Annotated in this window: 17 protein-coding genes; 8 read left to right on the forward strand and 9 right to left on the reverse strand. The window is 63.8% G+C overall.

All coding sequences use genetic code 11. From position 1 onward, the window contains the following. Nucleotides 1-14 precede the first annotated feature (14 nt). From MB84_RS14310 to MB84_RS14330, 5 genes are all read left to right on the forward strand, one after another. Entirely contained in the window at nt 15-1,700 is a 1,686-nt protein-coding gene (locus MB84_RS14310) for a collagen-like triple helix repeat-containing protein (RefSeq protein WP_046292266.1), read from the forward strand. 322 nt (nt 1,701-2,022) lie between these two features. Next, nucleotides 2,023-3,231 carry a collagen-like triple helix repeat-containing protein gene (locus tag MB84_RS14315; RefSeq protein WP_046292267.1) on the forward strand — a complete coding sequence of 403 codons (1,209 nt, stop codon included), beginning with the start codon at nt 2,023-2,025 and terminating at the stop codon, nt 3,229-3,231. A gap of 99 nt (nt 3,232-3,330) precedes the next feature. After that, entirely contained in the window at nt 3,331-4,074 is a 744-nt protein-coding gene (locus tag MB84_RS14320) for a MarR family winged helix-turn-helix transcriptional regulator (RefSeq protein WP_052653387.1), read from the forward strand. 99 nt (nt 4,075-4,173) lie between these two features. Continuing rightward, nucleotides 4,174-5,472: a collagen-like triple helix repeat-containing protein gene (locus MB84_RS14325; RefSeq protein WP_052653388.1), complete on the forward strand. Its 1,299-nt coding sequence runs from the start codon at nt 4,174-4,176 to the stop codon at nt 5,470-5,472. A gap of 300 nt (nt 5,473-5,772) precedes the next feature. Then, on the forward strand, nt 5,773-7,206 hold the full coding sequence (locus MB84_RS14330) for a Tle-like phospholipase domain-containing protein (protein ID WP_052653391.1): 1,434 nt from the start codon (nt 5,773-5,775) through the stop codon (nt 7,204-7,206). Between the two features lie 121 nt (nt 7,207-7,327). On the opposite strand, the gene MB84_RS14335 is transcribed toward MB84_RS14330, so the two are convergent. From MB84_RS14335 to MB84_RS14375, 9 genes are all read right to left on the reverse strand, one after another. After that, complete coding sequence (locus MB84_RS14335; protein ID WP_046293825.1) at nt 7,328-7,810, reverse strand: DUF2147 domain-containing protein; 483 nt, start codon at nt 7,808-7,810, stop codon at nt 7,328-7,330. A 240-nt stretch (nt 7,811-8,050) separates the two neighbouring features. Further along, nucleotides 8,051-8,503: a DUF2147 domain-containing protein gene (locus MB84_RS14340; protein ID WP_046293826.1), complete on the reverse strand. Its 453-nt coding sequence runs from the start codon at nt 8,501-8,503 to the stop codon at nt 8,051-8,053. 73 nt (nt 8,504-8,576) lie between these two features. Continuing rightward, complete coding sequence (locus MB84_RS14345) at nt 8,577-9,254, reverse strand: DUF2939 domain-containing protein (RefSeq protein WP_084009795.1); 678 nt, start codon at nt 9,252-9,254, stop codon at nt 8,577-8,579. Nucleotides 9,255-9,814: 560 nt separating this feature from the next. Further along, nucleotides 9,815-10,912 (reverse strand): cell division protein ZapE, encoded by a 1,098-nt coding sequence (zapE, locus tag MB84_RS14350; RefSeq protein ID WP_046293828.1) that lies wholly within the window; start codon nt 10,910-10,912, stop codon nt 9,815-9,817. A gap of 108 nt (nt 10,913-11,020) precedes the next feature. Further along, nucleotides 11,021-12,463: a dihydrolipoyl dehydrogenase gene (gene lpdA, locus MB84_RS14355; RefSeq protein WP_046292268.1), complete on the reverse strand. Its 1,443-nt coding sequence runs from the start codon at nt 12,461-12,463 to the stop codon at nt 11,021-11,023. Between the two features lie 94 nt (nt 12,464-12,557). Continuing rightward, nucleotides 12,558-13,829 (reverse strand): 2-oxoglutarate dehydrogenase complex dihydrolipoyllysine-residue succinyltransferase, encoded by a 1,272-nt coding sequence (odhB, locus tag MB84_RS14360; protein WP_046292269.1) that lies wholly within the window; start codon nt 13,827-13,829, stop codon nt 12,558-12,560. A gap of 89 nt (nt 13,830-13,918) precedes the next feature. Beyond that, nucleotides 13,919-16,774: a 2-oxoglutarate dehydrogenase E1 component gene (locus MB84_RS14365; protein WP_425415865.1), complete on the reverse strand. Its 2,856-nt coding sequence runs from the start codon at nt 16,772-16,774 to the stop codon at nt 13,919-13,921. 566 nt (nt 16,775-17,340) lie between these two features. Further along, nucleotides 17,341-17,748: a hypothetical protein gene (locus tag MB84_RS14370; protein ID WP_046292270.1), complete on the reverse strand. Its 408-nt coding sequence runs from the start codon at nt 17,746-17,748 to the stop codon at nt 17,341-17,343. 112 nt (nt 17,749-17,860) lie between these two features. Next, on the reverse strand, nt 17,861-19,483 hold the full coding sequence (locus MB84_RS14375; protein ID WP_046292271.1) for a methyl-accepting chemotaxis protein: 1,623 nt from the start codon (nt 19,481-19,483) through the stop codon (nt 17,861-17,863). 320 nt (nt 19,484-19,803) lie between these two features. On the opposite strand from MB84_RS14375, the gene MB84_RS14380 reads away from it, so the two are divergent. The 3 genes from MB84_RS14380 to MB84_RS14390 all read left to right on the forward strand — a co-directional run bounded on the left by MB84_RS14380 (nt 19,804) and on the right by MB84_RS14390 (nt 23,606). Further along, a complete protein-coding gene (locus MB84_RS14380; protein WP_046292272.1) occupies nt 19,804-20,106 on the forward strand; it encodes a hypothetical protein in 303 nt (100 codons plus the stop codon). A 141-nt stretch (nt 20,107-20,247) separates the two neighbouring features. Beyond that, a complete protein-coding gene (locus MB84_RS14385; RefSeq protein WP_046292273.1) occupies nt 20,248-20,880 on the forward strand; it encodes a LysE family translocator in 633 nt (210 codons plus the stop codon). A gap of 209 nt (nt 20,881-21,089) precedes the next feature. Beyond that, nucleotides 21,090-23,606, forward strand: a complete 2,517-nt coding sequence (locus MB84_RS14390) for a penicillin-binding protein 1A (protein WP_245725370.1) — start codon at nt 21,090-21,092, stop codon at nt 23,604-23,606. Nucleotides 23,607-23,609: the final 3 nt, after the last annotated feature.

Below are 23,609 nucleotides of genomic sequence, written 5' to 3' on the forward strand. Positions count from 1 at the left end.
CAGAGGACACCATCATGAAAAACATCCAACGCAACCTTCTCGCTTCCGCCGTGCTTCTCGCTGTCGTCACGATGACCGGCTGCGCCAGCTCCGGTTCGGGCGGTACCAGTGGTTCGCTCGGCGACGGTGGCGGCAGCGGCACCTCGGCCGGTACCGGCAGCGGTGGCGGCTCGGGCGCAGGCACTGTGCCGGACGGTTCGGGCAGCGGCAGCGGTAGTGGTAGCGGCAATGGCAACGGGAATGGCAACGGGAATGGCAACGGCAACGGTGACGGAAATGGCAACGGCGGCACGGGAGCCTCCACCAACCCGATCGGCGTCGTGGCGGCCACCGCCAGCACGGGTGTCGTGACGCAAGTCGGCAAGACGGTCAGCGATCTGGGCACGACGCTTGGCAGCACGAACCTGCCGATCGTCAGCTCGCAAACGCAAGGTGGACTGTCCGGTGCTGTCGTGAAAACGGGCGACGCTGTGCAGTCGATCGGCAACGGCCTCACGAACGGCCTCGGCAAGCTTGGTTCGAGCAACGACGCACTGAACCCGACGCTCACCGGCGTGACGGGCGCCGTGGCCAACCTCGGTCAGGCCGGTCAGCAAGTGGGTAGCGCTGTCGCAGGACTGGGTCAAACCGGTCCGCTCAAGAACGTGGCACTGGTCAACGGTGTCACCGGGCTGCTCGGCGGCGTGGTGACCTCGGTCGGCGACGCCGGTGTTGCACTCGGCAACGGGCTGACGACGACGGTCAACAGCGCACCGGTGCAGCAACTGACATCGGGCCTGTCGAAGACCATCACTCCGATCACGACGGTGGTGACCAATACGACGCAAACGGTCGGCAACACCACGGGGCTCGGCACGCCGGTCGCCGGACTGCTGGCCACCGTCGGCGCTGGGCTGGCCGGTGTGGGCACCAAGCTCGGCGGCCAGATCAACAACCCGGTCGCGAAGGATCTCGGCGGCGTGGTCGCCGGTGTGGGCACCACGGTGGCCAGCCTTGGCGGCCTCGTCCATGGCACGCCGACGAGCACCAACCCGCTCGCGCCGCTCAGCGCTGCGCTCGGTGGCCTGTCGGGTGTGATCGGTGTCGGCTCGGGCACAGGCTCTGGCCCGCTGGCGCCGGTCACGGGCTTGCTCTCGGGTCTCACGGGCACGCTGGGCGGCGCAACGGGCGGTGCGTCGGGTAACAACCCGCTCGCCCCGGTCACCAACCTCGTCTCCGGCCTGACCGGCGCACTCGGCGGCGCAACGGGCGGTGCTTCGGGCAGCAACCCGCTCGCCCCGGTCACTAACCTCGTCTCCGGACTGACCGGCGCACTCGGCGGCGCAGCGGGCGGTGCTTCGGGCAGCAACCCGCTCGCCCCGGTCACCAATCTCGTCTCCGGTCTGACCGGTGCACTCGGCGGCGCAACGGGCGGTGCTTCGGGCAGCAACCCGCTCGCCCCGGTCACCAACCTCGTCTCCGGTTTGACGGGCGGCCTCGGCGGCACGCTTACGGCGGGCGCAGGTGCCTCGACCGGGACTGGCGGTGCTTCGGCCGGTGCAGGCGCCTCGGCGTCGGGCGGCGTGCTCGCCCCGGTGACGACGCTGCTCGGCTCGGTGACGGGCGCAGTCGGTGGTGCGACGTCGGGCGGCAGCAACAGCGGCGGCCCGCTCGCTCCGGTGACCGGCCTGCTCGGCGGTCTGCTCGGTGGCAAGAAGTAATCGAGTCGCCTGAATCGGCGACGTCGACACATCGCTGCGCGCACCGACTTCAACGACAGACAAACCGATCATGACCCGCGTGATTCCACCGCCAGTTTGTGACCGCCGCGATCCGGCCCTCGCACCGATGCTCACGCACCGGACCGGGCCGGGCCGGATCCGGCTCACCCAGCATGCCGCACACGCACAACGGCATCACAGCGAGCGGCCACGGTTTCTCAAATGGAAATAGCAGTACCTGAGGCAATTCGCGACATAAAACGGCGTCATTGAGCGGTCCCCCGCCAGCCGATATTCAGAACGATCAAGGGAGATAGACATCATGAGCAATACACTTCAACGCACTCTGCTGGCCTCGGCCGCCATCGCGGCCATCGTCCTCACGGGTTGCTCCAGCGGCGGCGGCGGCAGCGGCGCCACCTCGACCGGCACGACCGGCACGCCGAACGCGGTGGGCACGACGGCCTCCGGTGCAGGTGGCGTAGTCAGCTCGGCCGGTAACGTGGTCAGCGCGCTGGGCGATCAGGTCGCCAGCACGCAACTGCCACTGGTGTCGGCGCAAACGTCGCAAGGCATGGGGGGCGCCCTCAAGAGCACGGGTAACGCCGTCACCGATCTCGGGAATGCCGTCAGCAGCGGCCTTGGCCAGACCGGCACGAATGCGAACACGGTGGGCGTGACGCTCGCTGGCGTCGCCCCTGCGGTGACGGATCTTGGCCACGCAGGCGTATCGCTCGGCAGCGGCATTCAGGGCATCACCAAGGGCAATCCGCTGCAAGGCACCCCCGTTGACACGCTGGTGAGCGGCGTCGGCGGCATCGTCCAGTCGGTCGGCCAGGGTGGCATTGCCGGTGGCGCGATCCTCGGCCAGACGCTCGCGACGACCGGACCGGTCGGGCAAGTGACCTCGACGCTATCGCAGCCGATCAACCAGATCACCAACATGGTCTCCGACACCACGCGCACCGTGGGCACCACGACGGGCCTCGGCGGTCCGGTGTCCAACCTCATCACCACCGTCGGCGGTGTCGTCAGCAAGGTCGGCACGACTATCGGCGGCACATCGAACAACGGTGTCGTGGTCGCACTCGGCAACACGGTGGATGCCACCGGAAAAACGGTCTCGACGCTCGGCGGCGTGGTCAACGGCCCCACGTCGAATGGCTCGACCAACTCGTTCGGGTCGCTGCTTGGCGGACTCGGCATTACGACCGCCGGCGGCGGTGGCAGCGCGGGCAACCCGCTCGGCTCCGTTACCGGCCTGCTGGGGGGTCTCGGCGGTCTCGGCGGTCTGGGTAGCACCAGCGGCAGCAGCAGCCCGCTTGCGCCTGTCACGAGCCTGCTTGGCGGCCTGAGCGGCGCGGCGTCCGGTGGCAGCAGCGGTAGCAGCAACCCGCTCGCCCCCGTCACGAGCCTGCTCTCGGGCGTGACGAGCAGCGCCGGTGGCAGCACGGGTGGCACGGGCGGTTTGCTGGTGCTGATCCAGCCGGTGACGAACCTCCTGGGCAGCGTCGCCAGCGTCGGCAAGTAATCGCAGCAATCGCTTCAGGATGTGGCTCGGCGCACACAGTTGTTCAGCCGTCGTAGCGCCGGCCACGTCACAACGAACAACAAACGATAAGGAAATGCCATGGCCCGCTTTCTCTCCGATACCGGCGTTCTGATGCGCGGTCATGGCGAATCCGCCCCGCAAGGCGCAGAACCTGTGGCGATGCGCGACACCGGAAATTCCGGCAGTCACTATGCCGGCCCGCAGAGTCACAACACGTACGGTGCCGAGTCCGGCGCCGCCTCGCCTAACGGCTCCAATGGAACGAATGCAACGAACGGAGCGAGCGGCACCATGAGCGATCGACACACGAACCGAAACGATCTCGTCACCGGTATCGTCCGCTCGCTCGGACGCCGGCTGGCCGTGTACACGGCGCTCTACCACGCCGCGCTTGCCGAGCAGCTCGGTCTGAACGTCACCGATCTGAACGCGCTCGATCTGATTCTCGAACTCGAATCGATCACCGCAGGACAGCTCGCCGAACTCATGGGGGTGAGCTCCGGTGGCATCACCACCGTCATCGACCGGCTAGAGCGTGCAGGCTTCGTCGAGCGCGAGAAGAACCCGCACGATCGTCGCATGGTGATGATTCACCCCATCGAAGAAAAGTGCGCGCAGATCGAACAATTCCTGTCGTCCGTCTCGCGTGAACTCACGGCGGTGAGCGCGGCGTACGACCACAGCGAACTCGCTGCGATCCACGACTTCCTGGTGCAGAGCATCCGCACCCTCAAGAGCGAGACCTTCCGTCTGCGCTTCGAAGCCGATCAGGACATCGCCGGTCTGGTATCGAACGGACGCGGCAGCGCATCGAAGTCATAAGCCCAATAACGGATGAGCGGGCGACCGTCGCGCGAATGCCACGACCGCCCCGCCGACGCATGTCGAAGCGGACTGCGCCGTACGGAAAGGAGACAGGTCATGTCGAAGATTCTGCGTCCCACGTTGTTCGCAGCACTTGTGGCGGGTGTAGTCGGTATTACCGGATGCTCCAGCTCGGGGGGCGGCAGCGGCGCGACCGCCAACACGCCGACCAACCCTACGAATCCCAATAACCCGACGAACCCGACCAACCCCGTCAATCCGACGAATCCCACCACGAGCAGCAACGGTGTCGTGAGTTCGGTCGGCTCGGTGGTGAGCGCGGTGGGCGATCAGGTGTCGGGCACCACCCTCCCCGGCGTGTCGCCACAGGTCATGCAAGGCGTCGGCGGCACGATCTCGCAGACAGGCACCGCCGTCTCCGATCTAGGCAAGGGCGTCGGCGACGGACTCGGTCAGCTCGGCAAGTCCGGCGCGAATCCGGTCGGCACCACGCTCGCCAGTACCGGTGGTGTCGTGTCCGACCTCGGCAACGCCACCAAGTCGCTCGGTAGCGGCGTCGCCGGCATCGGCAACAGCGGACCGCTCGCCAATACTCCCGTCAGTTCGCTGACGGGAGTGCTGGGTCAGGCGGTCACTACCGTCGGCCAGGGTGTCGTCAGCGGCGGCCAGACCCTCTCGCAGACGCTCACGAGCCCGCAAGTCGTTCAGGCGACCTCGGCGCTCTCGTCCGTCATCACGCCAATCACGAACACGCTCGTCACGACGACGCAAACCGTAGGCGGCGCCAGCGGCCTCGGTACACCTGTTGCAGGGTTGCTCGGCACGCTCGGCGGCGCATTGAATTCGACGGGCGCGCAGGTCAAGGCGGCCGCCCCCAACGCCGTCGTCGCGAGTCTCGGCAATCCGCTGATGGCACTGGGTAATACGGTCACGAGCGCGGGCGGGCTGCTCTCCGGCAGCACGAACGGTAGCAGTGCGAACGCGCTCGGCAATGTGCTGGCGAATGTCGGTAATACGACGGTGACGCCGACGACGGCAGGTGGCAGCAATCCGCTGGGCGCCCTCACCGGCTTGCTGGGTGGGCTGGGTGGCGCGTCGGGCTCAGCGGGCAACCCGCTCGGGTCGCTCACGGGATTGCTTGGCGGCGTGGCCGGTGGCGGCGCATCCGGCAGCAATCCGCTGAGTCCTGTCACGGGTCTGCTCGGCAGCGTGACGAGTGCGACGGGTACGGGCGGCAGCGGTGCTGGCAATCCGCTCGCTCCCGTCACGACGTTGCTCAGTTCGGCGACGGCGCCCTTGACGTCGCTTGCCGGTGGCGCATCGGGGAGTACCGGCGGGGCAGGCGGTCTGCTCGCACCGGTCACCGGTTTGCTCGGCGCACTGAGCAGCAAGTAAATCGACGGGATAGACGGGATAGAGCGGATAGAGGGCACCGCGATCCCGCCGGAAGATCGCGAGGGGGAACCGTTCGCAGGGCGCAGACCCCGACGACGGTGCAGGACGGCAACGCCCGGACAGTGAAGCGACACTGCCCGGGCGTTGTCGTATCTGGCGTCGAACGCGCTGTCGTCGGCAACCGTTCGTTCGCATGTTCATGAAACGCGCAGCCGCGACTTTCAAATGAGCCATTCTTGATTTCCGGGGGCAAAGGCGTCGCGCAGAATCGCTCGCCTTTCACGTCGTTTCCCAAACCTCATGCATATCCAGTCCGGCGCACTCAACCCTACGCCCTCCCCCTCGGCGCTCACCGCGCTCATCACTCGCAACACCCGCGCCAGCAGCGAACCGCCCAACCCGTCTGTCGGCAACACGTCGCCACCGACGTTTCATGACGACATGGTTCACGACACCCCTGCACCATGGGCCGACATCTCAAGAGAACGTCGCATGTTCGACGACCAGCGGCGACGTTCATTGCAGTTGGTCGGCACGATACATCGCGCAGCAATCGCGCGTCCCTCTCAGCCGGGCGAAGCGAACGGCGATCTGCTGGCCGAGCGTGTGCGTGTGCTGGTACAGGCCTGGCGGGAAGCCTGTTTGGAGGCGCGGGCGTCCGGGGCGCGACCGCACGCCTGCCAAAAAGCCGACCTCGACGCGGCATCGCGTCCTTGCGGCTGCGCGGAATCGGTGGCCTACGACAACGTGTTCGCACAAATGCAACCGCTCGTCGGCGAAAGCGCTGCGCACGATTCCGCTTGTCGCACCGCGAAGCTCGTCACCGTCGCACAGCGCATCGACGAACTCGATACGTTGATCGAAGCAAAGGGCAAGGCGTGCCTCCCCGCGTCGATGATCGAACAACGCAACGACATCACGGCCGCACTCGTGAATCACGACGTTTATTTCGATCGCTCGGTCCCACAGATTTTGCCGACACGCGTAAGACGAGTCAGCATGCACGACGACAACGGGCCGAGGCAATCGGGCTTCTTCGGCGCGCTGTATGAAGACAAGCTATGCGATCGCTATCTTGCGGCGGATCGCGGCACGGAGATGGGCATTACCGGGCGCGCCTTCGTCGACTGGATTCACAACGTCCGACAGGCGTTGGGGTTGCGCTCCAAGCAGTACGAAGAGGCCATCAGTTGGGGAAAATCGCTAGCGTGCGACTATCCGCCGAAGCAGCTCGTGTTCACGGGGCATTCGCTGGGTGGCGGGCTGGCATCGGCGCAAACATCCGTGGTGCAACATTCGACGGCGGTGACCTTCGACCCCGCCGGGCTTCACAAGAAGACGGTCGCTCGGCATGCCGCCGTCCCCGCCTGGTCGCGGGTGAAGTCGTACTACGTCGATGGCGAACTGCTTTCGGTGATTCAGGAGATGTTGAAAAACGGTATCCATTTTGCGACGCGCATACCGCTCATCGGTCACGCGGTGTCGTGGGTCGCGCGCATCACGGTCCCGCGCCCCATCGGCGAGCGCATCGCCTTGCCGGTCGCCTTGCCGCCACAGGTCGCCACCACACGGCATCGCGGCCGCCATGCGTCGCATGACACGCCCGCAGCGCCGAGCACCTCGGGTATCCGAGGCGCCATCGCCCGACATTCGACGTTGCAGATGATCTACTCGTTGTTCGACGGCTTACCCCACGTCGCGCGCCCCATGAGCGCCGCCACGCCGACGCCGTAACGCCTGCGCCATCAACGAAAAAGACCCGGCGAAATGTCGTCCGGGTCTTGTCTCTCTCTCGATGTCGCTTACGGCGCTTACGACGCTCGCAGCGCTTGTGCCACTTATCGCATTGACAGCCTTATTGCTCGCGAATCCACGTCTGAGTGCGGCCGATCAACGAAATGCCGATGAAACCACGAACGTCGAGCTTCTTGCCGCCGTCGACCACCGTCATCTTGCACTTGTAGTCCTTGCCGTTTTCCGGGTCGAGGATGGTGCCACCGGAATACTCGTCGCCATTCTTCTTGATGCCGCGGATGATCTCCATGCCGAGCATCTTCTGGCCCTTGCGCTCATCCGTACACTTCTCGCAGATGCGTGCCGGATCGTCGTTCTCGCCAAGGCCCTTGGTGATCACACCCACGTATTCGCCGTTCTTTTCCGAGATCGTGACGAGCGCTTTCGGCTTGCCCGTGTTGTCGTCGATCGTCTTCCACACGCCAACCGGCGACGTGTCGTCGGCAGCCAGCGCCGCCTTTGCGACACCGCCCAGCAACGCTACTGCGACGAGCGCATGCGCACCCAGACGTCGCCACGACGTCGCGTTCGAAATCTGCTTCATGATTGTCATCCTCCCAGATACGGAATTGATTGTCGTAGGACTCGACGTCGTCGCCGGGAATGCGGCATATCACGCGTGAGTCGCTTTGAAGATTACGCCAAAGGCGGTTCCTCGTGCTGAGGAAGTCCTCTAGCCGACCACCGTCTGCATCGCGCCACCACACGTGGCCCGACGTGAATCTTCGTCGCTCAATCTACCGGGAGATGAAAGGGATGTGAGGGGATGCGAGGGGACGTGGCGCTACTGCTCGCGAATCCACGTCTGGGTGCGTCCCAGCAATGAGATGCCGAAATAGCCTCGAACTTCGAGTTTCTTGCCACCCTCGACGACCCGCATCTTGCAGCCGTATTCGCTGCCGCTATCAGGATCAAGAATTTTCCCACCGACGTACTCGTCGCCATCGGGGTCCTTGTGCAGACCACGGATGATCTGCATGCCCTGAAGCTTCTTGCCGCGACGCGCGTCGGTGCATTCGTTGCAGCGGCGCTCCAGCCCATCCGGCCGACCGAGGCTCTTGGTCAGCGCACCGACGATCTCTCCGTCTTTTTCGGTAATGGTGATGAGGGCTTTCGGGTCGCCCGTCTCGTCGACAATGCGCCATACGCCGACCGGCGACGACAGATCGGCGGACGCCGCGGCCACGAGCGCGTTGCCGCTCAGCATGGCGGCGACGCACAGGCGTCGCCAGGACATCGCATTCAAAATCGAGTTCAAGATGGTGTTCGCAACTGACCGGAAAGCGCGGGTCGATGAGGGATGAGCGGGATCACAGCGGCGGCAACGCAATGGCCGTCAATCGCCACTGCACGACGTTGCGGCGCGTGAGCGTGAACGTCACGACCCGTTCCGGGCGGTCGCTGCGCGGGACGTGTACGAGGAAGTGATTGAAGTCCTGAAACTCGGTACGCGTTGTCGTACGCGGCGGTGGGTTTTCGGTGGTGGCTGGCGCTTCCGACGCGTTGGCGCCGCTATTCGCCGGCGGTGCTGCGGGTGCGGCGGGTGTGACAGGCGCAGCTTGCGGCGCGCTCGATTCGGCTTGCGGCGGCACTACATCGCGCGGCGCGGGCGCGCCCGGTGCAGGCGGCAGCCCCGTACTGTCGCCGCGCAACATCGCAGCAACGGCTTCCGGCGTCAGCAACGCTTCCACTACGCGATCGGACACCCAGCCGCCCAACGCCAGGGCTAGCGCGCCAAAGGCGTTGCTGCGCTGTTTGTCCATCTGACGGGAAAGCTCGTCGTGAAGGCTCACCTTCAGACTTTCACGCACCGCCGGATAGTCGACGTACGACGACAGCGTGGCGGCGTCACGGGCATTGGCCGCATCGCGCGCGCGCCACAAGGTGTAATACGGCGTGCCGAACAGCAGCCCCAGCACGACAAGCAGGGCCACGACAACCAGAGAAAGCTTACGCAGTGCAAGACTCCGACATTCAAAACAGCGCATGGTAGGCGACGTATTACGCCCTGACCCATCGGCTTACATTGCTTTACAAATCTTTACAGCACATCGGTCGCCACCCTTTTACTCTCGAAGCGTAGCCGCATTTGCCGTGCCGTGCCGACCAGCCTATCCGGCTGGCATGGCATTGGCACGACAGATGGGGATTTCGGCCAATCAAGGCAGCTCAACCGACAAGGAGGTGGCACCATGCGTCACAACCGACTTGTCCGGATACTGTGTTTCGTCATGCTGGCCGGTGCGTCGTGGGGCGCTGCGGCCCAATCGTCGTCGGACGGCCGATTCTTCCAGGGCTGGTTCGCGCAGGCTGCCGATCGTCCGAACGGACGCGGCGACAATCATGGCGGGACACGGCCTGGATCGTCCCGTGGGCAACAGCAGGAGGTTCGACCGCAAGGAGACCTGCGGGGCGACATCTACAACCACCTCCGCGAGCAGCGGCAGCCGCCACCTCCCCCGCCGCCACCGCCGGATTCACGCCAGCGCAATCGCGGGGACCGGGGGCGCTGAGCGCCCCCTCCCTGCGCGCGGCGACGTGAACGCACTCAGGTCAGCGAGGTATCCACCACGCGACGCGGCGCTTCCAGATACTCCAGCGACTGCATTTCTACGAGTCGTGACACGGTACGTGTGAACTCATTGGAAAGCGTCCCTTCGGTGTACAGCGCTTCCGCAGGCACTTCCGCCGACATCAGCAGCTTGACCTTGTGGTCGTAGAAGACGTCGACGAGCCAGGTGAAGCGACGCGCTTCCGAGGCCATACGCGGCGTCATCTTGGGCACATCCGAGAGCACCACGGTGTGAAAACGGTTGGCCAGTTCCAGATAGTCGTTTTGCGAACGCGGACCGCCGCACAACGTATGGAAGTCGAACCACACAACGCCGCCCGCGCGACGCAGCGCCTTGAGTTCGCGCTGTTCGATATGCAGCAGCGGACTCTCGTCCGGCACGCCGGCAATTTCGCTGAACGCCGCACGCAGCGCACGGTTGGCTTCGTTTCCGAGCGGGTAGTGATACACCTGCACCTGCGCCAGCGTGCGGCGGCGATAGTCGATGCCAGCGTCGACGTTAAGCACGTCGAGCTTCTCTTCGAGCAAACGAATCGCGGGCAGCACGCGGTCGCGGTGCAGGCCGTCCGGATACAACGTGTCGGGGCGATAGTTCGACGTCATCACGAACTGCACGCCGTTCTTGAAGAGTTCGGCCAGCAAGCGGTGCAGGATCATGGCATCGGCCACGTCCGAGACGTGAAACTCATCGAAGCAGATCAACCGGTAGCGCTTGGCGATGCGCTTGGCGAGTTCGTCCAGCGGATCGGGCAACCCTTTGAGCGCCTGCAACTGGTGATGGACTTCGCGCATGAACTCATGGAAGTGCAGACGCGTCTTGCGCTGCAGCGGCACCACCGAGAAGAAGCTGTCCATCAGGAAGCTCTTGCCGCGTCCCACGCCGCCCCACAGATAGACGCCCTTGGGCAGATCCGGATGCACGAGCCACTTCTTGAAAGTGTTCGAACGCTTGGACTTGTACGCCGCCCATTCGTCGTAGCATTGCTGCAGACGCTCGACGGCGCGCTCCTGCGCTTCGTCGGGCTTGTAGCCGCGCTCGGCCAATTCTTGTTGGTAGTATTCGCGAACGTTCATGCAGTGCGGCGACGAGCCGGCGCCGGGGGGCAAAAGTAACAACGGAAATCGGGAAAAAACAAAGGCGAGTCGCCTCGCCTTTGTTCGTACAGGTAAGCGTAAAGCGGCTTACTTGTTCAGTGCACGCTTTTCGACGTCGAGCGCGGCTTCACGCATCACTTCCGAGAGCGACGGGTGCGGATGGCAGATTCGGCCGATGTCTTCCGACGCAGCCTTGAACTCCATCGCGACCACGGCTTCGGCGATCAGGTCCGAAGCATTCAGGCCGATCACGTGCACGCCGAGGATTTCGTCGGTCTTGGCATCGGCCAGCACCTTCACGAAACCGTCCGACGAGCCCATGCCCAGTGCGCGGCCATTGGCAGCGAACGGGAACTGACCCGGCTTGAACTCGCGGCCTTCCGCCTTGAGTTGCTGCTCGGTCTTGCCGACCCATGCGATTTCCGGCGAGGTGTAGATCACCCACGGAATGCAGTTGTAGTCGATGTGCGGCTTCTGACCGGCGATGACTTCGGCCACCAGCACGCCTTCGTCTTCAGCCTTGTGCGCGAGCATCGGGCCACGCACCACGTCACCGATCGCGTACACGTTCGGCAGCTTGGTACGGCAGTGGTCGTCCACCGGAATGAAGCCGCGCTCGTCGATCGCCAGACCGATGTTGCCCAGACCCAAATTGTCCGTGTTCGGCACACGACCGACCGACACGATCAGGCGATCGACTTCGAGCGCATGCTCCTTGCCGTCCTTGTCCGTGTAGTTGACCGTGACGTTGTTCTTGCCAGCCTTCACTTCGCCGACCTTTACGCCGACGGTGATGTCCAGACCTTGCTTCTTGAATTGCTTCTGCGCTTCCTTGGCGACGCCGGCGTCGGCGGCAGCCAGGAATTCCGGCATGGCTTCGAGCACGGTGACTTCCGCACCCAGACGACGCCACACCGAACCCAGTTCCAGACCGATCACGCCAGCGCCGATCACGCCCAGCTTCTTCGGTACGGTGTCGAACGAGAGCGCACCTTCGTTATCCGAGATGAGCTTGTTGTCGACCGGCATGCCCGGCAGATGGCGGGCCTTCGAACCGGTCGCGATGATCACGTTCTTGGCCGTGACCGTTTCCGGCTTGTCGGCTTCCTGAACCGGCTTCACGTCGATCTGGTAGCCGCCGTCGCTCTTCGCAACGAACGAGCCTTCGCCCTTGAGCCACGTGATCTTGTTCTTCTTGAACAGGTACTCGATACCACCGGTCATCTTGTCGACGATGCCTTGCTTGCGCGTGAGCATCTTGGCGATGTCGATCTTGACATCCGACGTGGTGATACCGTGATCGGCCAGGTGATGGCCGACCTTTTCGAATTCTTCCGACGACGCGAGCAGCGCCTTCGACGGAATGCAACCGACGTTCAGGCACGTACCGCCCAGCACCATCTTGCCCGCCGGGTTCGTCCATTTCTCGACACAAGCGACCGAGAAGCCGAGTTGTGCAGCGCGGATCGCGGCGATATATCCGCCGGGGCCGGCACCGATAACAACTACATCAAATTCTTTGTTTGCCATTTTGAGACTCAGTGAAGGTTGACGGCAGGGGGAGGCGCGGCGCGCCGGCCGTGGAACACATGGCCGGGCGACACCGCGCAGTGCGCGCTAACGCTTACAGGTCGAGCAGCAGGCGCGCCGGATCTTCCAGCGCTTCCTTCATGGCGACGAGGCTCAGCACGGCTTCGCGACCGTCGATGATACGGTGGTCGTAGCTCATGGCCAGGTAGTTCATCGGGCGGATGACGATCTCGCCATTCACCACCACAGCACGTTCCTTCGTGGCGTGAACGCCCAGAATGGCCGACTGCGGCGGGTTGATGATCGGGGTCGACAGCATCGAGCCGAACACACCGCCGTTCGAGATCGAGAACGTACCGCCGGTCATTTCTTCGATCGACAGCTTGCCGTCGGCAGCCTTCTTGCCGTACTCGGCGATCTTCTTCTCGATGTCGGCCAGGCTCATCTGGTCGGCATTGCGCAGAATCGGCACCACCAGACCACGCGGCGAGCCGACAGCGATACCGATGTCGAAGTAGCCGTGGTAGACGATGTCGTTACCGTCGATCGAGGCGTTCACGGCCGGGTACTTCTTGAGCGCGTGCACAGCGGCCTTGACGAAGAACGACATGAAACCCAGCTTCACGCCGTGTTCCTTCTCGAACTTGTCCTTGTACTTGTTGCGCAGGTCCATCACCGGCTTCATGTCCACTTCGTTGAACGTGGTCAGAATGGCGTTGGTCTGTTGCGATTGCAGCAGGCGCTCGGCGATACGGGCACGCAGACGCGACATCGGCACGCGCTGTTCCGGACGGCCTTCCAGCGACGTGTCGCGGCCAGCCGGTGCGGACACCGACGGCAGTGCGGCACGTTGCGCCGGTGCCGGGATCGACGAAGCGGCAGCAGCGGCCGGCTTGGCGCCAGCAGCCAGGGCGTCGCCCTTGGTCACGCGGCCATCGCGGCCCGAACCGGCGACGTCGCCGGCCGACAGATTCTTCTCGGCCAGCACCTTGGCGGCGGCCGGGCTGGCGATGTTGCCCGAAGCACCACCGGCTGCGGCGGGGGCAGCGGCCAGGGCAGCAGCGGCAGCAGGCGCGGCGGCTTCTGCCGGCTTGGCAGCGACCGGGGCGGCAGCGCCGGCCTTGGCTTCGGTATCGATCTTCGCGATGATCTGCTCGGACGTCACGGTGTCGCCAGCGTTGGCGGTCACTTCGACGAGCACGCCGGCAGCGGGTGCCGGCACTTCGAGCACGACCTTATCGGTCTCGACTTCGATGATGGTTTCGTCCTGAGCGAATGCTTCGCCGACTTTCTTCTTCCAGTCGAGCAGCGTGCCTTCGGAAACCGACTCGGAAAACTGGGGGACTTTGACTTCAACAATGGCCATTTCTGGATCCTGGATTCGATAAACGTTCAATTCGGAAATACGGCAGCGGCCGTCCCTGGGGGAGGACGACCGCTGTAAGACCTAACCGGTTACTGCACCACCGTCGCGCCCTTGAGGCTGCGACCGAAAGCCGTATCGAGCAGCGTCTTGAGCTGTTCGTAGTGCTTGGCGTAGTAGCCCACAGCAGGCGAAGCCGAAGCCGGACGGCCGGCGTAGGCCAGCTTCTGACCGGCGCTCATGGCTTCGAGCAGGTGGTGTTCGATGTAGAACCACGGACCCTGGTTTTGCGGCTCGTCCTGGGCCCACACCACTTCGGCGAGGTTTTCGTACTTCTTCAGCTCGTTCTCGAACGCCTTGTGCGGGAACGGGTAGAGCTGTTCCACACGGACGATCGCGACGTCGTTCGACTTCTCTTCGCGACGGCGAGCAATCAGGTCGTAGTACAGGCGGCCCGAGCAGGCCACAACGCGCTTGACCTTGTTCGGGTCGATCGTGGCGTCGGTTTCGCCGATAACGGTCTGGAAACCGCCCTTGACGAGTTCCGACAGGTCGCTCACAGCTTCTTTGTGACGCAGCAGCGACTTCGGCGTGAACACGATCAGCGGCTTGCGCTGCTGACGGATCATCTGACGACGCAGCACGTGGAAGATCTGTGCCGGCGTGGTCGGCTGAACCACTTCCATGTTCGTATCGGCGCACAGTTGCAGGTAGCGCTCCATACGTGCCGACGAGTGCTCCGGACCCTGGCCTTCGTAGCCGTGCGGCAGCAGCATCGTCAGGCCCGAGACGCGGCCCCACTTCACTTCACCGCTCGAGATGAACTGGTCGATCACGACCTGTGCACCGTTGGCGAAGTCGCCGAACTGGCCTTCCCACAGCACCATCGTGTTCGGTTCTGCGGTCGAGTAACCGTATTCGAAGCCCAACACGGCTTCTTCGGACAGCACCGAGTCGATCACCGTGAAGGTGGCCTGACCGTCTGCCACGTGTTGCAGCGGAACGTACGTACCGTCGTTCCAGCGCTCACGGTTCTGATCGTGCAGCACGGCGTGGCGGTGCGTGAACGTGCCACGGCCAGCGTCCTGACCGGTCAGGCGAACGGCGAAGCCCGATGCGACCAGCGAGGCGTATGCCAGGTGCTCGCCCATACCCCAGTCGAGCGGCTGCTCGCCGGCGCCCATCTTGCGACGGTCGTTGATGACCTTCTCGACGAGCGGGTGAACCTTGAAGTTCTCCGGAATGGTCGTGATGCGCTCGGCCAGACGCTTGATCTCGGCGAGCGGCACGGCCGTATCGGCCTTGTCGATGTACTTCTTGTTCAGGAACGGCACCCAGTCGACCGCGTACTTGCTCTTGTAGTTCGAAAGCACCGGGTCGATGGTGTGGTGGCCGTCGTCCATGGCCGAACGGTAGGCCTTGACGAAACCGTCGCCTTCCTCGGCCGTGATCACGCCCTGCGCGACCAGCTTTTCGACGTACAGAGCGCGCGTGCCCGGGTGTTGGGCAATCTTCTTGTACATCAGCGGCTGCGTCACTGCCGGGGTGTCTTGCTCGTTGTGACCCAGTTTGCGGAAGCAAACGATGTCCACGACGGCATCCTTCGCGAATTCCTGACGGAATTCGAGGGCCAGTTGCATGGCCAGCACGACCGCTTCCGGATCGTCGCCATTCACGTGCAGCACCGGCGCTTCGATCATCTTGACCACGTCCGAGCAGTACGTCGTCGAGCGCGCATCGCGCGGGTCCGACGTCGTGAAGCCGATCTGGTTGTTGATGACGATGTGCACCGTGCCGTGCGTGCCGTAACCCCGCGTTTGCGCGAGGTTCAGCGTTTCCATGACGACGCCCTGACCTGCGAACGCGGCGTCGCCGTGCACTTGCACCGGCAGCACGCTGGCCGCATCGGCTTCGCCGCGACGGTCCATACGAGCCTTGGCCGAGCCTTCGACCACCGGGTTCACGATTTCAAGGTGCGACGGGTTGAACGCCAGCGACAGGTGGACCGGGCCGCCCGTCGTCGAAACGTCGCTCGAGAAGCCCTTGTGGTACTTCACGTCGCCTGCCGGCAGGTCGTCGACGTGCTTGCCTTCGAATTCGGCAAACAGATCCGACGGCATCTTGCCGAGGGTGTTGACCAGCACGTTCAGACGGCCACGGTGGGCCATGCCGATCACGATTTCCTGCACGCCCTTGGCGCCGGCGTGATGCACCAGTTCGTCCATCGCCACGATGAACGATTCGCCGCCTTCGAGCGAGAAGCGCTTCTGGCCGACGAACTTGGTGTGCAGATAACGCTCGAGGCCTTCAGCGGCCGTCAGGCGTTCGAGGATGTGCTTCTTCTTTTCAGCGGTGAAGTTGGGCGTGGCACGCACCTTCTCCAGACGCTCTTGCCACCAGCGCTTTTGCACCGGATCGCTGATGTACATGTACTCGGCGGCGATCGAGCCGCAGTACGTGTCGCGCAGCGCCTTGAGCAGATCGCGCAGGCTGGCTTGTTCGAAACCGAAGTACGTGTTCTCTGCCGAGTACACGCTGTCCATGTCGGCTTCGGTCAGGTCGTAGAACGCGGGTTCCAGTTCCGGAATGGCCGGACGTTCCTGACGCTTGAGCGGGTCCAGATTGGCCCAGCGTGCGCCGAGGAAGCGATAGGCCGCGACGAGCGACTGCACGTGCACCTGTTTGCGGGCAACGGCCAGGTCGGAGGCACCGGCGTGCGACACGAAGGCATTGGCCTTGGCGCGCTGGGCGAACGACTCCACGATCGGGGCGTGAGCCACGTCGTTGGCGTTGGAACCATCAACAGCGGGAACGTTTTGCAGCGCGTCGAAATACTGGCGCCAGTTGTCCGGCACGGAAGCCGGATTATCAAGATACGATTCGTACAGTTCTTCGACGTAGGGGGCATTGCCGCCGAAGAGGTACGAGTTCGCTTGGAATTGTTCCATCAAACTCATTTTGCGCTCACCTTTTCTACGAGTGTCTCGAGAAATAGCGGGTTACGAAACCTTCCGCGACACGGCCTGACCGATTAGCGGATTGCGAGAATCAAGTGGTGCTTGGAAGGACCTGATCAATCACGGCGAGGAGCATAGCACGTTTTCCCAGCGCTCACCGCCCCGGAAAGCCGTCCTACGGGGACTTGCGGGGTGCCCGTCGCATGGGTCCCTGCCCCTGTCGTTCATCACTGTCCGCCCCGTCGAACGCGCGTTCGCATGGCCGCGATCCTGCGCACATCCGACCCCGATTTCGCAACACCTCCCCCCGATTTGGCCGCGAACATGCCGTCATCGCGCGTATTTCCATTACGCGTCCATTGCGTATGCATTACGGCCTGGACACCGGTTAGTTACCTGCCCCTATATGACGTTATGGAAATTTGGGCATATGAAAATTAATCTTTATTATTTTAATTTCTAAAGCCCAAGGATTCACCGTTTCACCTACTCACCGCGCCAACAAAAAACCCCGGCACTTTCGCGCCAGGGCTTTTTTCTTGCGAATACGACCGATGTCAGTCGTTGCTGCCTGCGTACGGCACCATGCAGCGCTTGACGGTGTTTTCGAAATCGCGCGACAGGTGGCTGTCCGGCGTTTCGAAGTACTGAATGCGTGCGCCGAAGCCGCCTTGCAGGATATCGACGTACGGGTTGTAGATCGCGTTGTTGTCCTTGTCGTGACCGCGATACACGCGCACCCGGTCAGCCCCCTGACGGGCATACGACGTCGAATCGACGTTCTGCGACAACTCGCTCCAGCCGTGATAGATGCAGTTGAGCACCATGAAACGATCGGCACTGGTTCCCTGGTCGATCAGTCGACCCGTCGCCGGATCGGGCCGACTCATCTGGTTGAGCGGGCCACAGCCTGCCATCAGGCCAGCCAGCACGGCCATCGTCCCCATCAGCGCCACTCGCTTCATACTTCGACACCCTCAACTGAGCAAAAGATGGGCAATGTTACCCGGTTCGGCGCATGACCGCCATGAACATGCCCATCGCACACAGTCGCATCCGTCGCCCGCCGGGCCGCCATTACGCTGCCAGCGAGAGCCTTGCATCCTCCACAGCATGCAACGCAACACGCCGCGCCCCGGTCGATGCCACGCCTTCGTCGCCCAGACGGAACCGCGCCATTTCCTCGCGCAACGCGTTCGTCTGATCCTCCAGCGATGCGGCCGCCGCAGCCGCCTGCTCCACCAACGCCGCGTTCTGCTGCGTGACGGTGTCCATCTGGGTGACGGCCTGATTCACCTGCTCGATACCACCGCTCTGTTCGTCCGATGCCGCCGAAATCTCGCCCATGATGTCGGTCACACGTTGCACTGCTTGCAGGATCTCGTCCATCGTGCGGCCGGCCTCCGTGACCAGTGTCGAGCCGTCCGACACCTTTTGCACCGACGCCTCGATCAACCCCTTGATTTCGCGTGCAGCCGTAGCACTTCGCTGGGCCAGCGTGCGCACCTCGCCCGCCACCACGGCGAAACCGCGGCCCTGCTCGCCCGCGCGCGCCGCTTCCACCGCCGCATTGAGCGCGAGGATGTTGGTCTGGAACGCAATGCCATCGATCACCCCGATGATGTCCACGACCTGCGACGAACTCGCCGAGATGCCCTGCATCGTATCGACCACGCGTGCGACGACCTGCCCACCGCGCGCGGCAATATCCGAAGCATTCACCGCCAACTGGCTCGCCTGACGCGCGTTATCGGCGTTCTGTTTGACGGTCGCCGTCAGTTGCTCCATCGACGATGCGGTCTCCTCCAGCGAGGCCGCCTGCTGCTCGGTGCGCGCCGACAGATCGGTATTGCCCGCCGAGATCTCGGCCGTGGCCGTCGCCATCGCATCGCAACTATGACGCACCCCGCGAATCGTGCCCGCCAGTCGCGACTGCATCGTCTCCAAGCCGCGCATGAGCATCGACATTTCGTCCTTGCCACGTACTTGCACCGGATTGTCGAGCTGCCCCGCCGAGATATTCTCGAAGTGCGCAAGCGCCTCGCCCAGCGGCCGCATGATCGCACCTCGCAGCGAGAAATAGCAGGCGATGGCCATGAGCACGCCCAGCACCGTCGCCCCGATGCTCAGCCAGCGGAATGCCGTCAGCTCCGCCATGGAGGCTTCGTAAGTGTCTTGTCCAAGTTTCAGCTTGTACGCCGCCAGCGCATCGCTCGCGGCGGTAAGCGTCGCGTAATACTTGGGCAGCACGTTCATCGTGATGTCGTCCATCGCCGTGCGATCGCGCGCATCGATGGCGGCGAGCATCGGATCCATGCCCTTATCGAAGAAGGTCGCGCGACGTGTCGCGACATCGTCCGCCAAGCGCTGCTCCTCGGCTGCGTGGGGCAACGCCTGATACGCAGCCCACGCAGCGTTCGCGTCCTTGATCATGTTGCGGGCACGTGCCGCCACCTTGTCGGCGTCGGGCGATTCGGGATGCAGGACCACGCGATCGAGAATCGCGCGGGTGCGGGCGAGTGTGGCGTTGTCTTTACCGAGTGCCACCGTGGCGGCGAGGTGATTGGCGTACGTCTCGCGAAGCGCATCGCCGGTGCGTGTCATGCCGGCAATACCCAATGCGCCCAGCAGAATCAACAAAACAGCCAACAGCACCATGGTGATGCCCAGGCGCGCCTTGATCGAAAAGCTCCGAAACATGCTGTCGTCTCCGTCTTACGTGATGGGTGGCTCACCCCTGTCCGGCCTCTTTCGGGCCAGTCATACTTGTCACATCGGCGTGCCTCACGCCAGACTTGAGCATCCTGCGGGTTTACGTGCCCGTGCGCCAAGGTATCGGTCGGCGTCGGATTGATTGATATCAAATGACTGGCGTCCGGCATTCGGCGCTCGCGACATCTAGTGGATCGAAACGAAGGGATACCGGATAAGCACCGAAGGACGGCAGAATGCTGCGAGTGACTGAGAGGTCAGCGCGATCTTATTACGTTTTTTATATATACCGACGATATATTCTAATTATGATTGAAGGACTTGAGAAACTGTTGTCGGCCGGCAAAGACAACGCCCTGCTGCGCTTCGGCCTCGGCAAAGCCTATCTCGACGCGCAGAACTTCCCGGTCGCAGCCGATCACCTGGCCCATTGCGTTGCGTTCGATCCCAAGTACACCGCGGCGTGGAAGCTACTGGGTAAAGCGCGTCAGGGCGCCGGGGACATCGATGGCGCGCGTGACGCGTGGACGCAAGGCATTACCGCCGCGCAAGCCCACGGCGACCGTCAGGCCGAGAAGGAAATGACCGTCTTTCTCAGACGGCTAAGCTGATTTCTCGGCGAATCCACGGGAATCCCGGCCCGATGTGACTGCACGGTTCACCCAACCGGCGTGCGCGCTGAGCGCGTGGTATCTTGCGGCTTGCTCTTCACATATGGCGCGGACGCATCGACGCTCCAGCCCCCCCCAATCATGCCCGCACTCTCCACCTGGCTGGCCTTCGCGCTCGTCGCCATCGGCATGGCCCTCACGCCAGGGCCGAACATGATGTATCTGATCTCGCGCTCGCTGTGTCAGGGACCGGCGGCTGGCCTCGTGTCGCTGGGCGGCGTGGCCGTTGGCTTCGTCGTCTACATGTTGTGCGCCGCCTTCGGTATCACCGCCCTGCTCTTCGCCGTGCCGTATGCGTACGATGTGCTGCGCTTCGGTGGTGCGCTCTACCTGCTGTGGCTGTGCTGGCAAGCGCTCAAGCCGGGCGGCCGTTCGCCGTTCGAAGTGACGGCGCTGCCCAAAGACAGCAACCGTCGTCTCTTCACGATGGGCCTGTTCACTTCAGTGCTCAACCCGAAAATTGCGATGCTTTATCTGGCGCTGCTGCCTCAGTTCGTGCATCCCGAGTATGGCAGCGTGCTGACGCAGTCGCTGGTGCTGGGCCTCACGCAGATCGCGATGAGCGTGGCGGTGAATGCCTCGGTCGCCCTGTCGGCCGGCTCCATCTCGCGGTTTCTCGGCCAACGCCCTGCATGGCTGCGCATCCAGCGCTGGCTCATGGGCGGCATGCTCGGCGCGCTGGCGCTGCGCATGGCGACCGAAGCGCGTCGCTGAGCGTAGGTCATGCCGCGTGGTCGGCCGTCGGGCGAACGCCGCACGCGGACGCCGCTCTAACCCTTCGCCGTCTGCCACGCCGTGCCGCCTCTCACTTTTTTGGGGGCGACGCCCCGGGCGTGGCATACTGCACCGATTTCGCCGCGCGGCGGGGATCCACGCAGCGCTAGGCCGGCCGGCCTGTTCCCATCCTGCATTCTTCGTTGGGTATGTCCTTGAAGCATTGTTTGCCGCCTCGTGCGCCGTCGCATCGCGCGCACCGCAAGTCCCCCGTCGTCACGCCTCAGGCGCAGTCATCGCACGCCGCTTCGCCTTCACCCCACCGTCGCCCCCATGGTCAGCTCGGATTCGGCACGCTTGCCGTCATCCTTACCACGCTAGCAGGGTTGGCCGTCGTCGCGGCGCTGATCGCCGGCTATGCGCTGATCGTCATGCGCCCCAACCTGCCCGCGCTCGACGTCATCACCGATTACCGGCCCAAGGTGCCGCTGCGGATTTACACGTCCGATAACGTGCTGATCGGCGAATTCGGCGAAGAGCGACGCAGTCTCGTGACCATCGACCAGATTCCGGACGTGATGAAGAAGGCAGTCCTCGCGATCGAGGATTACCGCTTCTACGATCACGGCGGTGTCGACTTCATCGGCATTCTGCGCGCGGGTGTCTCCGATGTGATGCATGGCGGTGCGGCACAGGGGGCCAGCACGATCACCATGCAGGTCGCGCGCAACTTCTTCCTTTCCCGCGAGAAAACGGCGACCCGCAAGATTTACGAAATGCTGCTCGCGTACAAGATCGAGTCCGCGCTGTCGAAGGACAAGATTCTCGAGCTGTACATGAACCAGATCTATCTGGGACAGCGCGCCTACGGCTTCGCCAGCGCCGCGCGCATCTATTTCGGCAAAGACCTCAAGGACATCACGCTTGGCGAAGCCGCCATGCTTGCCGGTCTGCCCAAGGCCCCTTCCGCGTACAACCCGATCGTCAACCCCAAACGCGCGAAGATTCGTCAGGAATACATCCTCAAGCGCATGCTCGATCTGGGCTACATCTCGCGCAATCAGTACGAAGACGCGCTGCATGAGCCGATCCGCACGCGCACGTCCGGCAACGAATACAACGTCCACGCCGAATATGTGGCGGAAATGGTGCGTCAGGCGGTCTACGACGAATACAAGGACGACACCTACACGCGCGGCCTGACCGTCATCACCACGCTCGACTCCAGGAAACAGCAAGCCGCCTATGAGGCCGTTCGCGCGGGCGTGCTCGATTACGAGCGCCGCCATAGCTACCGCGGGCCCGAAGGTTTCGTGGAGCTGCCAGCGGCCATGCCCGATCGTCAGCAACTGATCGAGGACACACTGCTCGAACACCCGGATAACGGTGACCTCGTGGCCGCCGTGGTCGTGGCCGCAAGCACCTCGCAAGTGACGGCGGTTCCCCTCTCGGGCGACGCCGTCGTGATCAATGGCGATGGCATCGGTTTCGCAGCGTCGGCACTCTCGGCCAAGGCCAGCGAGAAGGTCCGCATCCGCCCCGGCTCGATTATCCGCGTGATGAAGGACGCACGCGGCAAATGGCGCATCTCGCAACTGCCCGAAGTGCAAGGCTCGCTCGTCTCGCTCTCGCCGGACGACGGCGCGATTCGCGCCCTGATCGGCGGCTTCGACTTCAACCAGAGCAAATTCAACCGCGCGACGCAGGCATGGCGCCAGCCGGGTTCGACGTTCAAGCCGGTCGTGTACTCGGCGGCTATCGAGAAAGGCGTGAGCCCCGCCACGATGGTGATGGACGGCCCGCTGAACCTGCCGCCCGCACAGACCGGCGGTCAGACGTGGGATCCGCACGACGACGACGCCTTCAGCGGCCCGATGACCGTACGCGAAGGCCTGCAACGCTCCAAGAACCTCGTGGCGATTCGTCTGCTGCAATTCGCCGGCACGCAATACACGCAGGATTACGCCACGCGTTTCGGCTTCGACGCAGACAAGGTGCCGCCGTATCTGCCGATGGCGCTGGGTGCGGGACAGACGACGCCGCTGCAACTTGCCGGCGCCTATGCTGTGTTCGCGAACGGCGGCTACCGCGTTGCGCCGTATCTCATCGGTGAGATTCGCGATGCACGTGGCAACGTCCTGAACAAGGCGACACCGGTCGTGGCAGGTGTGAACGCGGCCCGTGCGATTTCCGCGCCGAACGCGTACATCATGAACAGCCTGCTGCAAACGGTGGCGCAACGCGGAACGGGCTCCGGCACGAATGTGCTCAAGCGTTCCGATCTGGCCGGAAAGACGGGTACGACCAACGACGCGCTGGATGGCTGGTTCGCTGGCTATCAGCACTCGCTCGTGGCGGTGGCGTGGATCGGTTTCGATCAGCCGAAGACGCTGGGCAGCCGCGAATTCGGCGCGCAGTTGGCGCTACCCGTGTGGACCAAGTATATGGGTGTGGTGCTGAACGGCGTGCCGCAACAGCAGATGGCGATGCCCGACGGTGTCAGCGTGGTGAACGGCGAGTTGTACGAGACGGACAAAATGCCGGGCAACGGGTTTGTCGCGAGCATCGGCATCGAGGACAACAGCGGCGGCTTCTCGCTGCCGTTCTTCGGCAACGGCTCGCCCTCTCCTGCCGCGCCGCCGCCTGCCGCCGCGCAACCGCCCTCGCCCGGCGGCACGGATGCCAGCGAAAAGGCCCGAATTCTGGACATGTTCAAGCATCCTTAGGCC

Source organism: Pandoraea oxalativorans (genome assembly GCF_000972785.3).
In the GTDB taxonomy this organism is placed as follows: domain Bacteria; phylum Pseudomonadota; class Gammaproteobacteria; order Burkholderiales; family Burkholderiaceae; genus Pandoraea; species Pandoraea oxalativorans.

What these genes read in the sequence shown, in the direction of transcription:
- MB84_RS14310 (WP_046292266.1), top strand. Translation starts at nt 15, where the DNA reads ATGAAAAACATCCAACGCAACCTTCTCGCTTCCGCCGTGCTTCTCGCT.
- MB84_RS14315 (WP_046292267.1), top strand. Translation starts at nt 2,023, where the DNA reads ATGAGCAATACACTTCAACGCACTCTGCTGGCCTCGGCCGCCATCGCG.
- MB84_RS14320 (WP_052653387.1), top strand. Translation starts at nt 3,331, where the DNA reads ATGGCCCGCTTTCTCTCCGATACCGGCGTTCTGATGCGCGGTCATGGC.
- MB84_RS14325 (WP_052653388.1), top strand. Translation starts at nt 4,174, where the DNA reads ATGTCGAAGATTCTGCGTCCCACGTTGTTCGCAGCACTTGTGGCGGGT.
- MB84_RS14330 (WP_052653391.1), top strand. Translation starts at nt 5,773, where the DNA reads ATGCATATCCAGTCCGGCGCACTCAACCCTACGCCCTCCCCCTCGGCG.
- MB84_RS14335 (WP_046293825.1), bottom strand. Translation starts at nt 7,810, where the DNA reads ATGAAGCAGATTTCGAACGCGACGTCGTGGCGACGTCTGGGTGCGCAT.
- MB84_RS14340 (WP_046293826.1), bottom strand. Translation starts at nt 8,503, where the DNA reads ATGTCCTGGCGACGCCTGTGCGTCGCCGCCATGCTGAGCGGCAACGCG.
- MB84_RS14345 (WP_084009795.1), bottom strand. Translation starts at nt 9,254, where the DNA reads ATGCGCTGTTTTGAATGTCGGAGTCTTGCACTGCGTAAGCTTTCTCTG.
- zapE (WP_046293828.1), bottom strand. Translation starts at nt 10,912, where the DNA reads ATGAACGTTCGCGAATACTACCAACAAGAATTGGCCGAGCGCGGCTAC.
- lpdA (WP_046292268.1), bottom strand. Translation starts at nt 12,463, where the DNA reads ATGGCAAACAAAGAATTTGATGTAGTTGTTATCGGTGCCGGCCCCGGC.
- odhB (WP_046292269.1), bottom strand. Translation starts at nt 13,829, where the DNA reads ATGGCCATTGTTGAAGTCAAAGTCCCCCAGTTTTCCGAGTCGGTTTCC.
- MB84_RS14365 (WP_425415865.1), bottom strand. Translation starts at nt 16,774, where the DNA reads ATGGAACAATTCCAAGCGAACTCGTACCTCTTCGGCGGCAATGCCCCC.
- MB84_RS14370 (WP_046292270.1), bottom strand. Translation starts at nt 17,748, where the DNA reads ATGAAGCGAGTGGCGCTGATGGGGACGATGGCCGTGCTGGCTGGCCTG.
- MB84_RS14375 (WP_046292271.1), bottom strand. Translation starts at nt 19,483, where the DNA reads ATGTTTCGGAGCTTTTCGATCAAGGCGCGCCTGGGCATCACCATGGTG.
- MB84_RS14380 (WP_046292272.1), top strand. Translation starts at nt 19,804, where the DNA reads ATGATTGAAGGACTTGAGAAACTGTTGTCGGCCGGCAAAGACAACGCC.
- MB84_RS14385 (WP_046292273.1), top strand. Translation starts at nt 20,248, where the DNA reads ATGCCCGCACTCTCCACCTGGCTGGCCTTCGCGCTCGTCGCCATCGGC.
- MB84_RS14390 (WP_245725370.1), top strand. Translation starts at nt 21,090, where the DNA reads ATGTCCTTGAAGCATTGTTTGCCGCCTCGTGCGCCGTCGCATCGCGCG.